Here is a 16,526-nt window from a genome sequence, read left to right on the forward strand (position 1 = left end):
CTTTTTCCTTTAAATTTAGGCTTTAAGTTTTTCAGCTTTCGCTATCGCCTCGTCGATGTTTCCTACCATATAAAATGCGTTTTCCGGCAAATCATCATATTTGCCTTCCAAAATTCCCTTAAAGCCAGCGATATTCTCCTCAAGACTTACGTATTTACCAGGGCTTCCCGTAAATACCTCGGCAACAAAGAACGGCTGAGATAAAAATCTCTCGATCTTTCTAGCGCGGTCGACGGTAACCTTATCTTCTTCGCTAAGCTCGTCCATACCAAGGATCGCGATAATGTCTTGAAGGTCTTTATATTTTTGTAAAACCGCCTGTACGCCGCGAGCTACCTTATAGTGCTCGCCGCCTAAAATTTGAGGATCGAGCATTCTTGATGTCGAATCAAGCGGGTCAACCGCGGGATAAATTCCTTTTTCTGCAATAGCTCTGTTTAGAACGGTAGTCGCGTCAAGGTGCGCAAAAACGGTTGCAGGAGCTGGGTCAGTAAGGTCGTCCGCAGGAACGTAAACAGCCTGAACCGACGTGATCGAACCTTTTTTGGTTGACGTAATTCTCTCTTGGAATTTACCCATTTCGCTCGCCAAAGTCGGCTGATAACCAACGGCTGACGGGATACGTCCAAGAAGCGCCGACATCTCTGCACCAGACTGAGAGAAACGGAAGATGTTGTCGATAAACATCAAAACGTCAAGTCCCATCTCGTCGCGGAAGTACTCAGCCATTGTAAGACCTGTTAGAGCGATGCGGTTTCTTGCCCCCGGTGGCTCGTTCATCTGGCCATAGCACAAGGCGACTTTATCCAAAACGTTACTTTCTTTCATCTCGTGATAAAGGTCGTTTCCTTCACGCGTTCGCTCGCCAACGCCAGCAAATACGGAGTAACCGCTGTGTTTAAATGCGACGTTGTGGATCAGCTCCATGATAATAACCGTCTTACCGACGCCGGCACCGCCGAATAGTCCGACTTTACCGCCCTTTGCGTAAGGAGCCAAAAGATCAACTACTTTGATGCCTGTTTCAAAAATTTCACTCTTCGTGCTTTGCTCTTCAAACGGCGGAGGATCGCGGTGAATAGACCATTTTTTGTCAAATTCTACGCCCTCGCCCTCGTCGATTAGATCGCCGACGACGTTAAAAATTCTTCCCAAAACTTTTTCGCCGACCGGAACGCTAATAGGCGCGCCTAAAGCCGTAGCCTCAAGGCCTCTAGTCAAGCCTTCACTCATGTCCATAGCGATAGTTCTTACGCGGTTATCGCCAAGGTGCGCGGCAACCTCTAGCACAAGTCTATTTTGCTTGCCCTCAACCTCGAAATTTACTTCGACGGCTTCGTTGATCTTGGGTAAATAATCCGTGAAATCGACGTCGACTACCGGACCCATTACCTGAGAAATGATACCTTTCATCCATACTCCTTAATTATTTCATTGATTCGACGCCACTGATAATTTCGATAAGCTCAGTGGTGATAGACTCTTGGCGAGCCTTGTTATACGATAGTTTTAGCTGTGCGACGCGCTCTTTGGCGTTGTTGGTCGCGTTATCCATCGCCTGCATTCTGGCGCTGTGCTCAGCCGCGAGGCTATCTACTAAAGCGTAATACATGCTATACTCGAAATACTTCGTAAGTAGTTCGTTTAAAATTTTACCGTCGTCGCTCGGCTCAAATTCCATCAAAGAATTCGTCTCGACTTCGACGAGTTTCGGCGGCTCGACCGGCACGATGTCGTTTATGCGAATTTGCTGAGAGATCATGTTATTGTAGCCGTTATGCACTAAAATAACCTTATCAGTCGCACCGCTTATAAAGTCGTCTATCGCGTCTTTTATGATATTTTGAGCTTTCTCATAGGTTGGAGACGAGCTCACGCCGACATATTTTTCAAGCAAATTTATCCCCTGGAAGCTAAAAAATTCTATCCCTTTTTTACCTCCCGCGCGAAGCTTTATCTTTTCTTTTTTTGCCTTAAATTCGTTAATCATATTTCTAACGGTTTTAATAGTCTAAATATTAAAACCGCCGCAAAGCCCTTTGTCTGCGGTAACAAATATAATATCGACCTTCTCGATATTCTCCTTAACGTCGAAAAATTTACTCTCGGCGTTTACGGAGCGATATTGATTGATCTTATAGGCGATTTCAGATAAAACTTCGTTGATCTTGAGTGCATAAACCCTAGAGTGACGAGCTGCTTCTTCAGCCTTGCGAAGTTTAGCCGTAGATACCAGCTTCATCGCGCGCGTCGTCTTTTGGGTGTTTTGGACGCTCTTGATCTTTCGTTTTATATCTTTTAAATTTGACATATTCTAGCCTTAGTTAGCGGCAAACGTCGCTTTAAAGTCTTTTAGCGCCTTATGCAAAAGCTCCTCGATCTCTTTGTCAAGTGCTTTTTTGGTTCGAATTTGCTCGAAAATTTCAGGATACTTCGCCTCTATATAAGGATAAAACTCAGCTTCAAATTTTGTAACGGCTACGGTCGGAATATCGTCTAGATAGCCTTTCGTACCGGCAAAGATGATAACGACTTGCTTTTCAACGGCAAGCGGGCTGTAAGGAGGCTGTTTTAGCACCTCGACCATCCTTTGACCGCGCTCAAGCTGTTTTCTCGAACTCTCGTCAAGGTCGCTCGCAAACTGCGCAAACGCCTGAAGTTCGCGATATTGCGCAAGGTCAAGTCTTAACGTTCCCGAAACTTGCTTGGTAGCTTTTATCTGGGCTGCACCGCCGACGCGAGAAACTGAAAGACCGACGTTGATCGCAGGGCGGATACCTGAGTTAAATAGATCGGACTCAAGGAAAATTTGACCGTCGGTGATAGAAATAACGTTTGTTGGAATATACGCCGAAACGTCGCCCGCTTGCGTCTCGATAATAGGAAGAGCCGTTAGAGAACCAGCGCCTAGCTTATCATTTAGCTTAGATGCGCGCTCTAGCAAGCGAGAGTGTAGATAGAAAACGTCGCCAGGATAAGCTTCGCGGCCCGGCGGTCTGCGAAGAATCAAGCTCATTTCACGGTACGCGACGGCGTGTTTTGAAAGATCGTCATAGATGATTAGGGCGTGGCGAGAGTTATCTCTAAAGTATTCGCCCATTGTTACGCCCGCATAAGGAGCTAGGTATTGAAGCGCAGCAGCGTCGGAAGCGCCGGCATTTACCACGATAGTGTACTCCATAGCACCGTACTCTTCGAGTTTTTTAACGACTTGAGCGACAGTTGATTGTTTTTGTCCGATCGCTACGTAGATACAAATAACGTCTTGACCTTTTTGGTTGATGATGGTATCTATCGCGACGGTAGTTTTACCAGTTTGGCGGTCGCCGATGATGAGCTCGCGTTGTCCGCGGCCGATCGGCACTAGCGCATCGATAGCTTTGATACCTGTTTGAAGCGGCTCGTGAACACTCTTTCTAGCCATGATTCCTTTTGCTTTTTCCTCGACGAATCTAGTCTCACTAGCTTCGATCGGGCCTTTGGCGTCTATCGGCTCGCCGAGCGAATTTACGACGCGGCCTATCAAAGCATCGCCAACAGGAACGCGTAAAAGCTTAGCTAGGCGTTTTACGCTCGAACCCTCTTTGATACCGTCCGTTTTACCTAAGATAACGATACCGACGCTACTTTCCTCTAGGTTTAGAGCCATGCCTTTTTCGCCGTTCTCAAACTCGACCATCTCGCCGGCCATAACGTTTTTTAGGCCGTAAACGTTAGCAACGCCGTCGGCTACGGATATAACCTTGCCCGTCTCGTTTACATCGACGTTAAGGCTGAAATTTTCAATCCTTTCCTTGATGATGGCGCTGATTTCATCTGCTTTTATTTTTGCACTCACGCTTTTTCTCCTTTATATTGCTTTTAATATGTATTCGCTCATTTGGGCTTTTAGCCTATCTACCGAAAAGCTAGCCTCCACGCCCAGATCGTCTAGTTCGATCTTGATACCGTTGTAATCGCTTTTTACCGGCTCTAAAATGATTTTTGCGTTAAATCTCTTAGAAAAGCTGTTTTCAAGCTCCGAAATTTGAGCCTGGCTGATCTGCGAGCCGCCGTAAATTTTGCCGTAAAAAATATTGTCCATTTTTGATTTTTGCGCTAAAAGCTCTGAAACGATATTAGGCAAAATATCAAGTCTTTTATTTTCGCCGAGCAGTTTTATGAAATTTACAAATTTCTGATCCGCCTCACCGACTAAAGATAGGACGAAATCGGCTTTTTGGCTATTTTTTAAATTCGGCGAAACGATGATATTTTGAAATTTTTCATTTGCGAATGCGTTTGCGACCTCTTGTAGTTTAGCGGTAAAGTTATTAAACTCATCCTTGCTAAGGTCGCTAACTAGAGCTTTTACATATTTTTTTGCGATAAGTTCTTTCATTAGCCGACCCTTTTAAGCATAATATTGATAAGCTCGCTTTGATCCATTTTAACGCTGTCGCTTGCGAAGATTTCATTTAAAATTTCGCCTACGACGGACTTAACCATGCGTCTTTTTTCAAATTCTTTTTGATCTTGGAAACTTTTTTCCAGATTTGCAACCTCTTGTCTAGTCTCTTCTTTGATGCGCTCAGAGATCAAAACAGCCTCTTTTCTAGCGGTTTCTACTAGACTAGCAGCATTTGCTTTGGCTTCTTCTACGCGTCTTAGAGCGTCGTCTTTTTTGGCTTTTGAGTCTTTTAGTTTTTGCTCGATATTATCAAGTCTTGCCGCGATACCGGCGATTCTTCCCTTGTAGGCGTTCTTGATAGGGTTTGCTATAAAATAATACAAAATTGCGACAAAAACGATAAAGTTTATCGTTCTAGGTACGATGTCGTATCCGCCGTCCGCCATCAAAACAAAAGGACATAATAAAAGTAAAATTTTGCTTTTCATATTAAATCCTTGCGAGTTTTGCTTTTAAAGCAGCTTGAAGTTCAGGCAATTTTTGCTGTAAATCAGCTCTAAAATCGCTCTTTTGAGCGTTTAAATTTTGGATAAAAGCATCGTAATCAGCCTCCAAAACTCCGCGCTTTTCGCTGACTATCTTAGCGGCCGCGTCTTTTGCGGCGTTGATAGCCTCCTGCTTGATCTTGCCGGCTTCGTTTCTTGCGGCAGCTATGAGCTGTTCTATCTGCGCTTCATACACGCCAAGATCGCTCGTATTTTTACTAGCGCTCTCTTCGTCGTTTTTTATCGCATCGTTTCTAGCGTCTATAAATTTAAGTAGAGGCTTGTAAAGGATGGAATTTAAAACGGCGATAAGCCCTAGAAAAATAACTGCCGTTAGGACGACTAGCGGCAAATTAATTTCCAACATCAAATCTCCTTAAAGTTTAATATTTTCTTAAGCATAATAAAACCGTGCTTATTTTACAAAAAAAAAGGATAAAACAAGCTAAATTTAAAGAAATATTTTTATTTTATCTTGTTTATTAGCCTATCGATATCAGCTATGTCGTCAAATTCGATAGTGATTTTTTTGCCTTTTATCTTAACCGGTACGTCAAATCTAGAAAAAATCTCTTTTAAATTCGTTAGTCTTTCAAGATATCTTTCATCTAACTTAAGTGCTGTTTTAGGCGGCAATTTATTTTTTAAATTTTTTACCAAATTTTCCGTCTCGCGCACGCTAAGGCGCTGCCCGATGATGGTATCGACCGCCGTTTTTTCGTCGTTTGGCTCAAGGCCCACGATGACTTTGGCGTGCCCTTGCGTTAGTTTGCCTTCTTTTATATATTCTTGCGTCACGGCGCTAAGGCTCAAAAGTCGCATCGTATTTGTTATCTGAACCCTGCTTTTGTGGATGATGTTTGCGAGCCCATCCTGCGTGATTTTATATTCGTCTATGAGCTCTTTATAAGAATTTGCAAGCTCGATCGGATTTAGGTCCTCTCTTTGGATATTTTCTATGAGCGCTAGCTCGCGCAAGCTTTGGCTTTCGATATCGGCAACTATGGCCTTTATCTTGCTTTCGCCTAGCAGTTTAGTCGCGCGAAATCTCCTCTCGCCCGCGATCAGCATATATCCGCCGTCTTTTTCTATGACGATGATCGGCTGGATTAGTCCGTGTCTTTTTATACTTTCGCTAAGCTCCCTTAGCGCAGTTTCGTCGAAATTTTTACGCGGCTGATACGGGTTTTCGACGATCAGGTCTAGATCGATATCCTTTACTATATCGCTGTTGCCCTCGTTTAGCTCAGCTTTGTACGCAAGCTCGACGTCCTCTAGTATAGCGCCCAGTCCGCGCCCTAAACTTCTCTTCGCCATCTTCTACCCTAAGATCGAATACGCTAAATTTTGGTACGCTTGCGAGCCGGGCGATTTTATGTCATATAGTATCACAGGCTTTCCAAAGCTCGGGCTTTCGGCGAGTTTTACGTTTCGCGGCACTATGACGAAGTCTCCATCGCCGTCCTTTGTTTTAAACAGCTTATTTTCAAAATGCTGCTTTAAATTTGCCACGGTTTCCTTAGCGAGGTTGTTTTGCGAGCTGTACATGGTCGGCAAAAAGCCCTTTATATTTAGCTTTGGATTTATGGTTTTTTTGATTATTTTGACCGTGTTTAAAATTTGTGCAAGCCCCTCTAATGCGTAAAATTCACACTGGATCGGGATTATCACGCTATCGCTAGCGCTTAGGGCGTTTACGGTGATGCTACCTAGCGCCGGAGGACTATCGATGATGATAAAATCATACTGTCCCTCGACCTCTTCGATCTTGCTTTTTAGTATCTTTTGGCAGTCTTTGCTCTGTTCGCTTAGCTCTTGCTCGATGCCTACCAGACCGATGTTTGAAGGCGCTAGAAAAAGCGTCGGGATCTCGGTTTTTAGCACGATTTGCGAGAGCTTTTTGCGACCCGTGAGTACGTGATAGATGTTATACTCGTAGTCGTTTCTACTAAAGCCCATTCCTGTCGTCGCGTTTGCCTGCGGATCGATGTCGATGAGTAGGACTTTTTTTTCAGCCACCGCTAGCGATGCGGCCAAATTTACCGCCGTGGTCGTCTTCCCGACGCCGCCTTTCTGGTTTGCAATGGTTATAATTTCACACATGAGAATTTTCCAAATTTTTGTTTTTTAACTGATTAATTCTACAGAAAACTTACTTTGTCCAAGTTTAGTTTCGGCTTTAAAATTTCTGAAAGAATTTCGCGACTCGTCCCAGCCGATATTTCGTAAAAATATTAAATTTTACGTTAAATTTAAGCAAATTTATCTGAGCGAAAAAACTCTTCGTCCGCCTATGTCCAAAGAGCCGTCGGGCAGGAGTTTTGCATCTTTGAGCGCTACCTCTTCGCCCTCAAAGTGCGTGATAAATTCTCTTGATTTTTCAAATTCGCTCTCAAATTTTTTAAAAACTTCCGCCCAAGACGGAGCCGCTTGCAGCCTCTTGCAAAACTCCCCGACCACGGCGCTAGGGCTCACGTCTATATCTAAAATTCCAGCGTTTTCGGGCGCGTTTTTTAGATTTATACCCATGCCGCAAACGTAAATTTCGCCGACCCTCGTCGTCAAGGTTCCGCCGATTTTTTTATCGCCGACGTAAAAGTCGTTCGGCCATTTTAGCCAGATTTTCGAGCCGCGAGCCGCGAGCGCTTCGCGCATTATCACCGAAAAGTAAATCGACGCCGACTCGCCTTTTAGATCGCCGGGTAGCGCCGTCTCGCTCATGCAAAATGAAAAAAATAGATTGCCCTCCAGCCCGCTCCACGTATTGTTTCTGCTGCCGATACCCTGCGTCTGCTCCTTTGCCACTAGCGCAAAAGGAGGCTGTATTTCGCCGTTTCGTAGCCCCTCGACTAAAACTTTTTGCGTAGAGGGGACGCTATCTGCGAACTCTATTCTCAAATTTTATTCCTTTTAAATTTGCTGATTAATTTTACGCTGCGAGCGCATTCGTATCGTTAAATTTACAAGGCAAGCTTCGCTCGGCTCAAATTTACGACACTATATCGCCGACGCCAAGGCGCTTGCCGTTTAGATACGCGCTAGCGTCCACGGGCTTTTTGCCGGGCTCTTGCACCTTTATGATCTTAACCGCGCCCTCGCCGCATGCGACGCAAAAGCCGAGCTTGCCGACGTGCAGAATTTCGCCCGCACGTTCAAATTTACGCCCGCAAGATTCGCGCAAGATCTCTAAATCCAAAATTTTTAGCCCGCTAGCTAGATATATCCCCGGCCAGGGCGTTAGCGCACGAAATTTATTATAAATCTGCTCCGCACTCTGCTCAAAGCCAAAAAGCCCGTCAGATTTGCTTATTTTTTTACAGTGCGTAGCCTGCGCATTGTCTTGCTTGAGCGGCGTTAAATTTGTAAAATTTCGCAGCACTCGCACTATCAGCTCGCCCGCTAGATCACCCAGTTCGTCAAACAGCTGCGCCGCCGTTTTATCCTCGCAAGGCGTGTAGGCAAAATCAAGCATATCGCCCGTATCAAGCCCCGCATCCATCAGCATCGCCGTCACGCCCGTCTGCTTTTCGTCCGCCAAGATCGCGCTTTGAATAGGGCTCGCGCCGCGGTATTTAGGCAGGATCGAAGCGTGCAGGTTTATGCAAGGAGTAACATCAAGGATGACTTGCGGCAAAATTTTACCGTATGCGGCAACCACGATAAAATCGGGCTTTAGCTCTTTTATCTGTTCTGCTACCGCCTCGTCTTTGAGCGTTGCGGGCTGAAAGATCGGCACGGCGGGAAGGCGCTGTTGCGCATAAACTTTAACCTCGCTGGGAGTTAAAATTTGCTTCCTGCCGACAGGCTTGTCAGGCTGCGTAAAGACGGCCGCGATATTAAATTTCGCCCCCGCAAGCGCGCGTAAAATTTTAGCCGCATACTCAGGCGTTCCCATAAAAACTATATTCATTCTTTTCCTTTAAATTTAGCCAAATCACGGCGCGAGCGATCATGCGGGCGCAATCGTGCTCGAAACAAATTTTACGCAAACCGTGAGGTAAACCCTGGTTCACACTCGTACGCCTTATTTGACGGCGGCTTGATTTTCATCTCCGCTTTGATCCTTTCACGGCCAAAAAGCACACGGATCTTTGGACCAATAAATCTTTGCAGACGGTTTCGCCCCCAGCTCATCAAGGCTAATCTTGCCGTCACGATTAGCATCGAGCCTCTTAAATTCCGAGCCTGAGCGCAGATTTAGCTCTGCTCTCAACCCAGACGGCACCTCGCTCGCTGTCCACTCCTGCAAGCTCAGCGCGCCGCCATGATCCTTGTCGTTAAAGTCCATAAAATTCGGCACCGGATCGGCGGGATCGCAAGCGTATGCGCCGAAGCATAAAAATACTAGAATAAAATTTTATTCATTTCGCATCCTTAAATTTTATCTTTTTGCGGCGTTTGCGAGCGATAAATATAAAATTTACCCACATATACGGACGTGCTTAAGGCCTGCATTCGCAAAAGCCCTCTGCGGCGCGGCTTTTGGCGCAACCTACAGCTCCTTTTTAAGCAGCTCAAGCAGGTTAAATTTTAGCTCGTTTATATTTTGCCCCGTCGCCGAAGATATCGGCATCACAAAAAACGGCTTAGAGGCGTCAAATTCATAAATATCTTGTTTAAAATTCATCTCGCCAGCCGTGCCCGCAAGCCCCAAATGCGACAAAAACGCGTCAAATTTTTCCTGCAAATTTTCGGCCGCGTCCGCGCGAGTTAGAGCGATCGCGTAGTCTCTTTTTGCAAGCTCCTCTGAAAATTTCGCCGTCTCGGCCCTCAGCGCGTCAAACTGCTCCTCAAGGCTGCGGTAGTTCGCAAGATCGAGCATAAAAAGCAAAATTTTAGTGCGTTCGACGTGTTTTAAAAACTGCACGCCAAGCCCGCGCCCCTCGCTAGCGCCCTCGATGATGCCCGGGATATCGGCCATGGCAAAGCCGCTGTATTCATCGACCTCGACTAGGCCGAGCTTTGGCGTGAGCGTAGTAAACTCGTAGTTTGCGATCTGGGGTTTGGCGTTTGAGACGGTCGAGATTAGCGTGCTTTTGCCCACGTTTGGAAAGCCCACGAGCCCCACGTCGGCGATGAGCTTAAGCTCCAGCCGCACCTCGCGCGTTTCGCCCTCAAGACCTTTTTGCGCATATTCAGGGGCTTGATTGATCGAGCTTTTGAAGTGCACGTTGCCAAGCCCGCCCTTGCCGCCTTTTAAAAACAGCTCGCGCTGCCCCTCGCTCGTTAAGTCGCAGAGTAGCTCGCCCGTCTCAGCATCCAGCACCGCGGTACCTGGAGGCACGATGAGCTCGAGATGCTCGCCTCTTTTGCCGTGCATCCTGCGCCCCATACCCGCCTCGCCGTTTTGCGCGCGCATGGCCTTTTTGCCTTTATACGCCGCCAGCGTGTGAGTGTTGTTATCGGCGACAAAATACACATCCCCGCCGTCACCGCCATCACCGCCGTCCGGTCCGCCTAAAATCACGTGTTTTTCGCGGCGAAAACTCACCGATCCAGCTCCGCCGTGACCCGAGCTTAGGGTTAAATTTACGCTATCTATAAACATTTCTTGCCTTAGTTTTTAAATTTTATTTCATTGTTTTTCGGTTCGTTATTTTGCGAAATTTTCGGATTATATCGGTTTATTGATTAAAATTTGATTTGCCGAAAAGTTCAAACGATTTGCCAAGCGCCGTTATTAACACAATACAAATGGTCAAATTTTAAAATTTGGTAACTAACGCGATGATTATTTTTGTTATATAAAAGATTTTTGGATTTTAAAAATTTGGGTGGTTTTAAAAGAAAAAGGGGCTTTCGCCCCAAGGATTACGCAGCAGGATAAACTGAAACTTTTTTCCTGTTTTTGTCTAGTCTTTCGAATTTAACGAAACCGTCGATTAGCGCAAAAATCGTGTGATCTTTGCCTAGGCCGACGTTGCTGCCCGCGTGAGTAGCGGTACCGCGCTGGCGGATGATGATGTTGCCCGCGCGAACGAATTCGCCGCCGAATTTTTTAACGCCTAAGCGTCGTCCGATGGAATCTCGGTTATTCTGGGTTGAGCCTTGACCTTTTTTGTGTGCCATTTCTTATCTCCTTAAGCTGCGATACTTACGACTTTTACGCGTGTAAACTGTCTTCTAAAACCACGTTTTAGTTTTGAGTCTTTGCGTCTGCGTTTTTTGTAAATAACGACTTTTTTATCCTTGCCCTCGTTTACGACTTCAAGAACGACTTTCGCACCCTTTACGAACGGCGCGCCTACCTTTACTTCACCGTCGTTTACGCACAAAACGTCCGTAATCTCGACTGATGATTTTGCTTCAGCACTGAAATGGTCAAGCTTAAGATATTCGCCTTCGCTGACGCGATACTGCTTGCCGCCGTGCTTAAATATAGCGTATTTTGACATACTCTACCTTTCTAAATTTGGTAAGACCAAAAAGCGCTTTTGGATTTCAAAAGACTTGGGGAGCTTTGTTGGTTGTAAGAGACGGATGATACCCAAAAATTTATAAATTTTGGTTTAATGTCCTAGCTTTTAAAATTTTGTCCGCTAAATTTTCAACCATCGTATCGTGATCTAGGAAGCGTATTTGATCGCTCGGCGAAGGCCCGTCAAAAGGCTGGCAAAGAACGGTTTTAGCCGGCAAAGCGTTTAAAATTTGATTAAAAACTTCAAATTCTGGCGGAAAGCTAAAATACAATTTGGGCTGCGCCGGTTTGCCGCCTAAAAGCCTTTTTGCGTAATTTTCATTGAAATTTTTAGCTTTCGGCAGGCAAATGCGCTCAAAAATCTCAAAAGGCAAGAGATAATGCGCCAAAGCGTAAAGTCCGTGCGCAAAAAAACTAATCCTCTTTTCAAATTGCGGCGCGGCGGTTCTAGCAACTTTTACGCAAAAATTACTCAAACTCTCGCTCATCGCGGCCGCGTCTTTTTCGTGTAGCGCAAGGATAAATTTTACCGCTTCTCTTTCGTTTATCGGCTTTTTGGAGTCCGCAAATCTACGCGCTTTTTTGAGTGCGGGCTCAAGGGATTTTTTATCGTCCCATAGCAGCGCCGAAACCAGATCGCTCATCACGCACAAAAATCTATATCCGTTCGTGCTAGGCGGCATAGAGTGCGTCATTACGTTTTTGGCGCCGCTCATGTCGCCGCACGCTAGCGCAAGAAACGTATGTATCAGCCTCTCGCACTGATCGTACCCGCCCTCGCAGCCGGGCAGCAGCTCGTTTCTGGCGTACTGAAAAACAAGATCGTTTAAAGCCTCCACATCGCCGCTTTCTATACATTTTTCGAGCCAAATTTCATAAGGAATTTGCGGTATCGAAAAAGCCATCAGTTTTATCAACTCGCACAAAAACTCTCGCTCGGTTAAATTTTTCTTTTTTAGCTTGGCTAAAACTTCGCCGCACTCGTCCAAAAGCAGCTCGGTTTCGCTCTTTTGCGGTTTTTCAGATCGTGAAAATTTGCGGGAATTCTCCTGCGAGTCTTGTAAAAACGTTTTCATCTACATACTTCCTATTTTTATTTATTTTATCAAAAATTTCTTGCGCCTGGGGCAAATGCGCGCCGTATCTAGCTAGATAGAGCCAGTCTAGCCCTTCGCACGCTGTTTTAGCAAGCACCTTACAGCCTTTGGTCGCCTTGGCTGAATACTCCAAAACAAAAGGCAAGGCCGAGTGCGCCGCGTCCTCTTTATATAAAATCCCCGTCATCGCGTAAAATTTCGCGCGATACTCTTTGCTAGCGAGCAAACTCGCCAAAAAGCCGTTCTCGCCGCCATTTGCTAAAAACGCGATAGTTAAAGCCGCGCTACCCTGCACGTCTTGGCTTTTAAATTTGACGGCGCCTTTTAGCGCGGATATCGCGCGCGCCGTACCCAGCTCGCGCAAGGCGATAGTAGCCCAAAGGAGATCAAATTTATCCTGCGAGCTTTCTAAAACTTCTATCAAATTTGACTCGTCGTAGGGGATTTTACGGCTTTTAAAGTGATCTGCGACAGCCTCGTTGCGCGCCCTCATCTGCCCGAACCACTCACTTACGTGACAGTCAAGTTTTTGCATTTTCCTCCTTTAAATTTAGACAATTGTAGCGTAAAATTTAACCTCGTTTTAGGTATAATCGCCCAAATTTAAGCAAATTTGAGCCAAAACGCTCAGCAAGATAAATTTAGGACGAAAATGGCAGGCGAAGACCAAGAAAAAACCGAAGAACCCACCTCCAAAAAGATCGAAGACGCGCGCAAGGACGGCAACGTTCCCAAAAGCCAAGACCTAGCCGGCTTCGTCACGCTTGCGGTCGCGATCTTCGTCGTGGTGGCGCTTCTTGGCTTTATCGGCGATCAGTTTTTCACGCTATATAACTACTATCAGAGCCTCATCGGGCAGGAATTTACGCGCAAGCTGCTCTTTAGCGTCGCGATCACGACGATATTTCGCACGCTGCTCATCATCCTGCCTATCGCCGTTTGTATCGCGATCGCAGGCGTCGTCGCTAATCTCATGCAGTTTGGATTTATATTTACGACTAAGCCTTTGGAGCCGAATTTAAACAAAATCAATCCGCTAAAAGGGCTCAAAAATCTCTTTTCGCTCAAAAAGCTGATAGACGGCATCAAAATGGTACTCAAGGTCACGGCGGTTTTTACGGTCGGGTTTTTGATGTTTTTAAGCTTCATCAAAGAGCTGCCCCATACACTTTTTTTCTCGATGGCGGCGCAGCTAGCGTGGCTAAAAGAAAAAATGCTGATTTTAGCTGCCGTGATGCTAATCGTGATGTTTATCATCGGGCTTCTTGACGTGCTGATCGTGCGTTTTCAGTATTTTCGCGACCTAAGAATGAGCAAGCAGGAGATCAAGGATGAGTACAAACAGATGGAGGGCGACCCGCAGGTAAAAGGACGCATCCGCCAGCTGCAAATGCGAGCCGCGCGCAACAGAATGATGCAAAATATCCCGCAAGCAGACGTCATCATCACCAACCCGACCCACTACGCCGTCGCCCTTCGCTACGATAAAACAAAGGAAAAAGCGCCCGTGATCCTCGCTAAAGGCGTGGATTTTCTAGCGCTTCGTATCAAGCAAATCGGAGTGCAAAATAACGTCAAAATTGTCGAAAATCCCCCGCTAGCGCGCGAGCTGTACAAGATGTGCGAAGTAAACGATATGATCCCAGCAGAGCTCTTTCGCGCCGTCGCCGAGGTGCTAAGCTTCGTCTATATGAGCGACAAACAAAAATTCGGCGATAGGCTGAAGTGAAATTTAAATTTGACTTTTTAACTGTAAATTTGAAGCCAAATTTGGAGTCAAATTTGCGCCGCTCAAATTTGGATAAATTTTAGAATTTTACTCGCCGAGACCTGTATCGCAAAAATGCCAAAATTTGGTTTTGTCAATTAACTTCTCTAAATTTTTAGGCTTTCTTTTTCCTTGGGAGGCGGAAGGGGTTTCTACTTACGAAGCGTCGCCCTTCCGCCCCCAAACCCCCACCTACCCCACTGCACGTTCAAGGAGGCGACATAGCTTTGCTGACGCAAAGCGTCGCAGGTTTCAATTTTGCATTTTCAAGATGCGGGTTTTGGCGAGTGAAATCTATAAATTTGAACGTAAAAAGTTAAGGCGAAGTATTTTTTCTTTAGACGAGGCGGAAACGACGGAGGCGAGGGAGCGGACTAGTCGTCCGTGACCGAAGCCGACTGAGTTTCCAACGAAGTATAAAGGAAAAAGACAAGCCGCAAAGGCAGCTTGTCTAAAAGCAAAATTATTTAATAAATCCGTACAGATTAGCTAATACCCAACCCACTGCGCACGAGCTAAACACGCCGATAAGGCCAGGGATGATGAAGCTGTGATTGATGACGTATTTGCCGATCTTAGTCGTACCCGAGCGGTCAAACTGGATCGCCGCAAGGTCGCTCGGATATGTAGGAAGGATGAAGTATCCGTAGCAAGCCGTAGCAAACGCGACGATGATGCCTGGATCCACGCCGATCTGAACGGCAAGCGGTACAAACGTCGCGGCGGCTGCTGCTTGAGAGTTTAGGAACTTAGAAATCAACATACCTACTACGATATACATCCACGGATAGGCTCTCATCACCTCTCCTAGCGAGCCTTTTAGCATCTCGATATGAGAGTGGAACATAGTATCAGCCATCCAGCTGATACCGTAGATCGCTACGAGCGCAACCATACCGCTGTGGAAAATCTCGTTTTGAGCGATCTTAGCAGCTTTGATGCCTGAGTAGATCATCATGATGGACGCGGCTAAAAGCATGAAAATTTGGATCGTATCGACCATGCCTAGAGGGGCGGTCTTTTTCATAGTATCTTTTACTACGATGCTAGCGTTTGCGACGGTTTCGGTTTTGTCGCCTTTGGTGATGACTACGTTGCCGTCTTGAAGCACGAAGCTTTGAGTTACTTTTTTGTCTTTATCTAGGACTTCTACGTTCGTAAATTTAGTAGCGTCTTTTACTTTGTTGTCTTTTACGTTTGAAACGACTTTGCTACTATCTACGGTAGAGACTACTTGACCGTCTTTTACGGTGATGTTTTTAACTACTTTTTTATCTACTACGATTTCGATAGATTTGCCAGGGACGTTGCTAGTCCAGCTAGGGCGGAGTTGTTTATAGTAGCCTAGAACCGCCACGATAGCGATGGTAGCTAGGAATATCCACATTACGTTCCACTGTTTAGCAGGGAGTTTTACGCCGATTAGCGAGTGAGATTCGTCTGAGCCGTAGATGTATTTTCTTTGCTCAGGGTCTTTGATCCTCTCTTGGAAGTCAGGGTCTTTATCTAGGTCTTTACCTCTAAAGATCGAGTAAGTACCGATGATAAGCATACCGATAAACGTAGACGGGATAGTGACTTTTAATAGATCTACGTAGCTAGTAAAGCCGTCGATATGAACGGTGCCCGTGCCTAGCAAAACGGCGACCATAGATACGCCAGCAACCGAAACCGGGCTAGCAATGATGGCTAGCTGAGAAGAGATCGTAGTCGCAGCCAGCGGTCTTTCCGGACGGATGCCGCTTTTAATAGATACGTCGTAAATGATCGGTAGCAGCGTATAGACCGTGTGTCCGGTGCCGCATAGAACGGTTAGCGTCCAGCCGCAAAGAGGGGCTAGGATACAGACGAATTTAGGATTTTTTCTTAGCGCTTTTTCCGCTATCTGAAGCATAACGTCAAGACCGCCCGCGGCTTGTAGCGTGGAGCTTGCTACAACGACGGCTAGGATCGTGAGGATAACGTCTACTGCGGGTTTGCCCGGCTTCATACCGAATGCAAATACCAAGATAACAAGACCGATGCCGCCTAGTACGCCTAGCGCCATACCGCCTTTTTTAGCGCCGTAGAATAGACATCCGAGCACTACGATTAGTTGGAGAGTGAACTGAGTGCTTTCACTCAAACTGGTTAGGAATTCCATTTGTTCTCCTTTTTGGAAATTACGCCGCGATTATATAAATATTAAAATTAAATACTAATAAAAAAATTAAAAATACATTTGTAAATATTAATCATATATTTATGAAATTTGACGCGGCCGCTACTCAAATTTAACCGCGCCAAATGCTTTTAAAAGAAAATTTGA

17 protein-coding genes and 1 pseudogene are annotated in these 16,526 nt (G+C 45.8%); 1 reads left to right on the forward strand and 17 read right to left on the reverse strand.

Annotation, left to right across the window (positions count from 1 at the left end; all coding sequences use genetic code 11):
- Positions 1–15: 15 nt before the first annotated feature.
- The 16 genes and pseudogenes from atpD to H7R39_RS03330 all read right to left on the reverse strand — a co-directional run bounded on the left by atpD (position 16) and on the right by H7R39_RS03330 (position 12,985).
- Complete coding sequence (gene atpD, locus H7R39_RS03255; RefSeq protein ID WP_002947477.1) at positions 16–1,413, reverse strand: F0F1 ATP synthase subunit beta; 1,398 nt, start codon at positions 1,411–1,413, stop codon at positions 16–18.
- A 13-nt stretch (positions 1,414–1,426) separates the two neighbouring features.
- Positions 1,427–2,311: pseudogene (gene atpG, locus H7R39_RS03260) on the reverse strand (ATP synthase F1 subunit gamma).
- A gap of 9 nt (positions 2,312–2,320) precedes the next feature.
- The gene (gene atpA / locus H7R39_RS03265) at positions 2,321–3,838 is read right to left on the reverse strand and encodes a F0F1 ATP synthase subunit alpha (protein WP_185897942.1); all 1,518 of its coding nucleotides are present in this window, start codon (positions 3,836–3,838) and stop codon (positions 2,321–2,323) included.
- Between the two features lie 12 nt (positions 3,839–3,850).
- Complete coding sequence (locus H7R39_RS03270; protein WP_185897943.1) at positions 3,851–4,381, reverse strand: F0F1 ATP synthase subunit delta; 531 nt, start codon at positions 4,379–4,381, stop codon at positions 3,851–3,853.
- Positions 4,381–4,878 (reverse strand): F0F1 ATP synthase subunit B, encoded by a 498-nt coding sequence (locus H7R39_RS03275; RefSeq protein WP_185897944.1) that lies wholly within the window; start codon positions 4,876–4,878, stop codon positions 4,381–4,383. The genes H7R39_RS03270 and H7R39_RS03275 overlap by 1 nt, the downstream gene beginning before the upstream one ends.
- Before the next feature lies 1 nt (position 4,879).
- Positions 4,880–5,302, reverse strand: a complete 423-nt coding sequence (locus tag H7R39_RS03280; protein ID WP_122863275.1) for a F0F1 ATP synthase subunit B family protein — start codon at positions 5,300–5,302, stop codon at positions 4,880–4,882.
- A gap of 98 nt (positions 5,303–5,400) precedes the next feature.
- Entirely contained in the window at positions 5,401–6,252 is an 852-nt protein-coding gene (locus H7R39_RS03285) for a ParB/RepB/Spo0J family partition protein (protein ID WP_185897945.1), read from the reverse strand.
- A 3-nt stretch (positions 6,253–6,255) separates the two neighbouring features.
- Positions 6,256–7,038: a ParA family protein gene (locus tag H7R39_RS03290; protein WP_122863273.1), complete on the reverse strand. Its 783-nt coding sequence runs from the start codon at positions 7,036–7,038 to the stop codon at positions 6,256–6,258.
- A 159-nt stretch (positions 7,039–7,197) separates the two neighbouring features.
- Positions 7,198–7,833, reverse strand: coding sequence for a biotin--[acetyl-CoA-carboxylase] ligase (locus H7R39_RS03295; protein WP_185897946.1), 636 nt, complete (start codon positions 7,831–7,833; stop codon positions 7,198–7,200).
- Between the two features lie 91 nt (positions 7,834–7,924).
- Complete coding sequence (fmt, locus tag H7R39_RS03300; RefSeq protein WP_185897947.1) at positions 7,925–8,845, reverse strand: methionyl-tRNA formyltransferase; 921 nt, start codon at positions 8,843–8,845, stop codon at positions 7,925–7,927.
- A 156-nt stretch (positions 8,846–9,001) separates the two neighbouring features.
- Complete coding sequence (locus H7R39_RS11615) at positions 9,002–9,223, reverse strand: EF-hand domain-containing protein (RefSeq protein WP_185897948.1); 222 nt, start codon at positions 9,221–9,223, stop codon at positions 9,002–9,004.
- Between the two features lie 204 nt (positions 9,224–9,427).
- Positions 9,428–10,483, reverse strand: coding sequence for a GTPase ObgE (obgE, locus tag H7R39_RS03310; protein ID WP_185897949.1), 1,056 nt, complete (start codon positions 10,481–10,483; stop codon positions 9,428–9,430).
- 263 nt (positions 10,484–10,746) lie between these two features.
- Positions 10,747–11,004, reverse strand: a complete 258-nt coding sequence (gene rpmA, locus H7R39_RS03315; protein ID WP_002943616.1) for a 50S ribosomal protein L27 — start codon at positions 11,002–11,004, stop codon at positions 10,747–10,749.
- 11 nt (positions 11,005–11,015) lie between these two features.
- Positions 11,016–11,330 carry a 50S ribosomal protein L21 gene (gene rplU, locus H7R39_RS03320; RefSeq protein WP_002947447.1) on the reverse strand — a complete coding sequence of 105 codons (315 nt, stop codon included), beginning with the start codon at positions 11,328–11,330 and terminating at the stop codon, positions 11,016–11,018.
- Positions 11,331–11,430: 100 nt separating this feature from the next.
- Positions 11,431–12,429 (reverse strand): hypothetical protein, encoded by a 999-nt coding sequence (locus H7R39_RS03325; RefSeq protein WP_185897950.1) that lies wholly within the window; start codon positions 12,427–12,429, stop codon positions 11,431–11,433.
- On the reverse strand, positions 12,374–12,985 hold the full coding sequence (locus H7R39_RS03330; RefSeq protein ID WP_185897951.1) for a hypothetical protein: 612 nt from the start codon (positions 12,983–12,985) through the stop codon (positions 12,374–12,376). Before H7R39_RS03330 ends, H7R39_RS03325 begins: the two co-directional genes overlap by 56 nt.
- A 117-nt stretch (positions 12,986–13,102) precedes the next feature.
- Here H7R39_RS03330 and flhB point away from each other — a divergent pair, with 117 nt between their 5' ends.
- Positions 13,103–14,179: a flagellar biosynthesis protein FlhB gene (flhB, locus tag H7R39_RS03335; RefSeq protein WP_185897952.1), complete on the forward strand. Its 1,077-nt coding sequence runs from the start codon at positions 13,103–13,105 to the stop codon at positions 14,177–14,179.
- A gap of 502 nt (positions 14,180–14,681) precedes the next feature.
- Here the strand turns inward: flhB and H7R39_RS03340 are convergent.
- On the reverse strand, positions 14,682–16,361 hold the full coding sequence (locus H7R39_RS03340) for an anaerobic C4-dicarboxylate transporter (protein WP_185897953.1): 1,680 nt from the start codon (positions 16,359–16,361) through the stop codon (positions 14,682–14,684).
- Between the last annotated feature and the right edge of the window lie 165 nt (positions 16,362–16,526).

The organism is Campylobacter massiliensis, from assembly GCF_014253065.1.
Taxonomy (GTDB): domain Bacteria; phylum Campylobacterota; class Campylobacteria; order Campylobacterales; family Campylobacteraceae; genus Campylobacter_A; species Campylobacter_A massiliensis.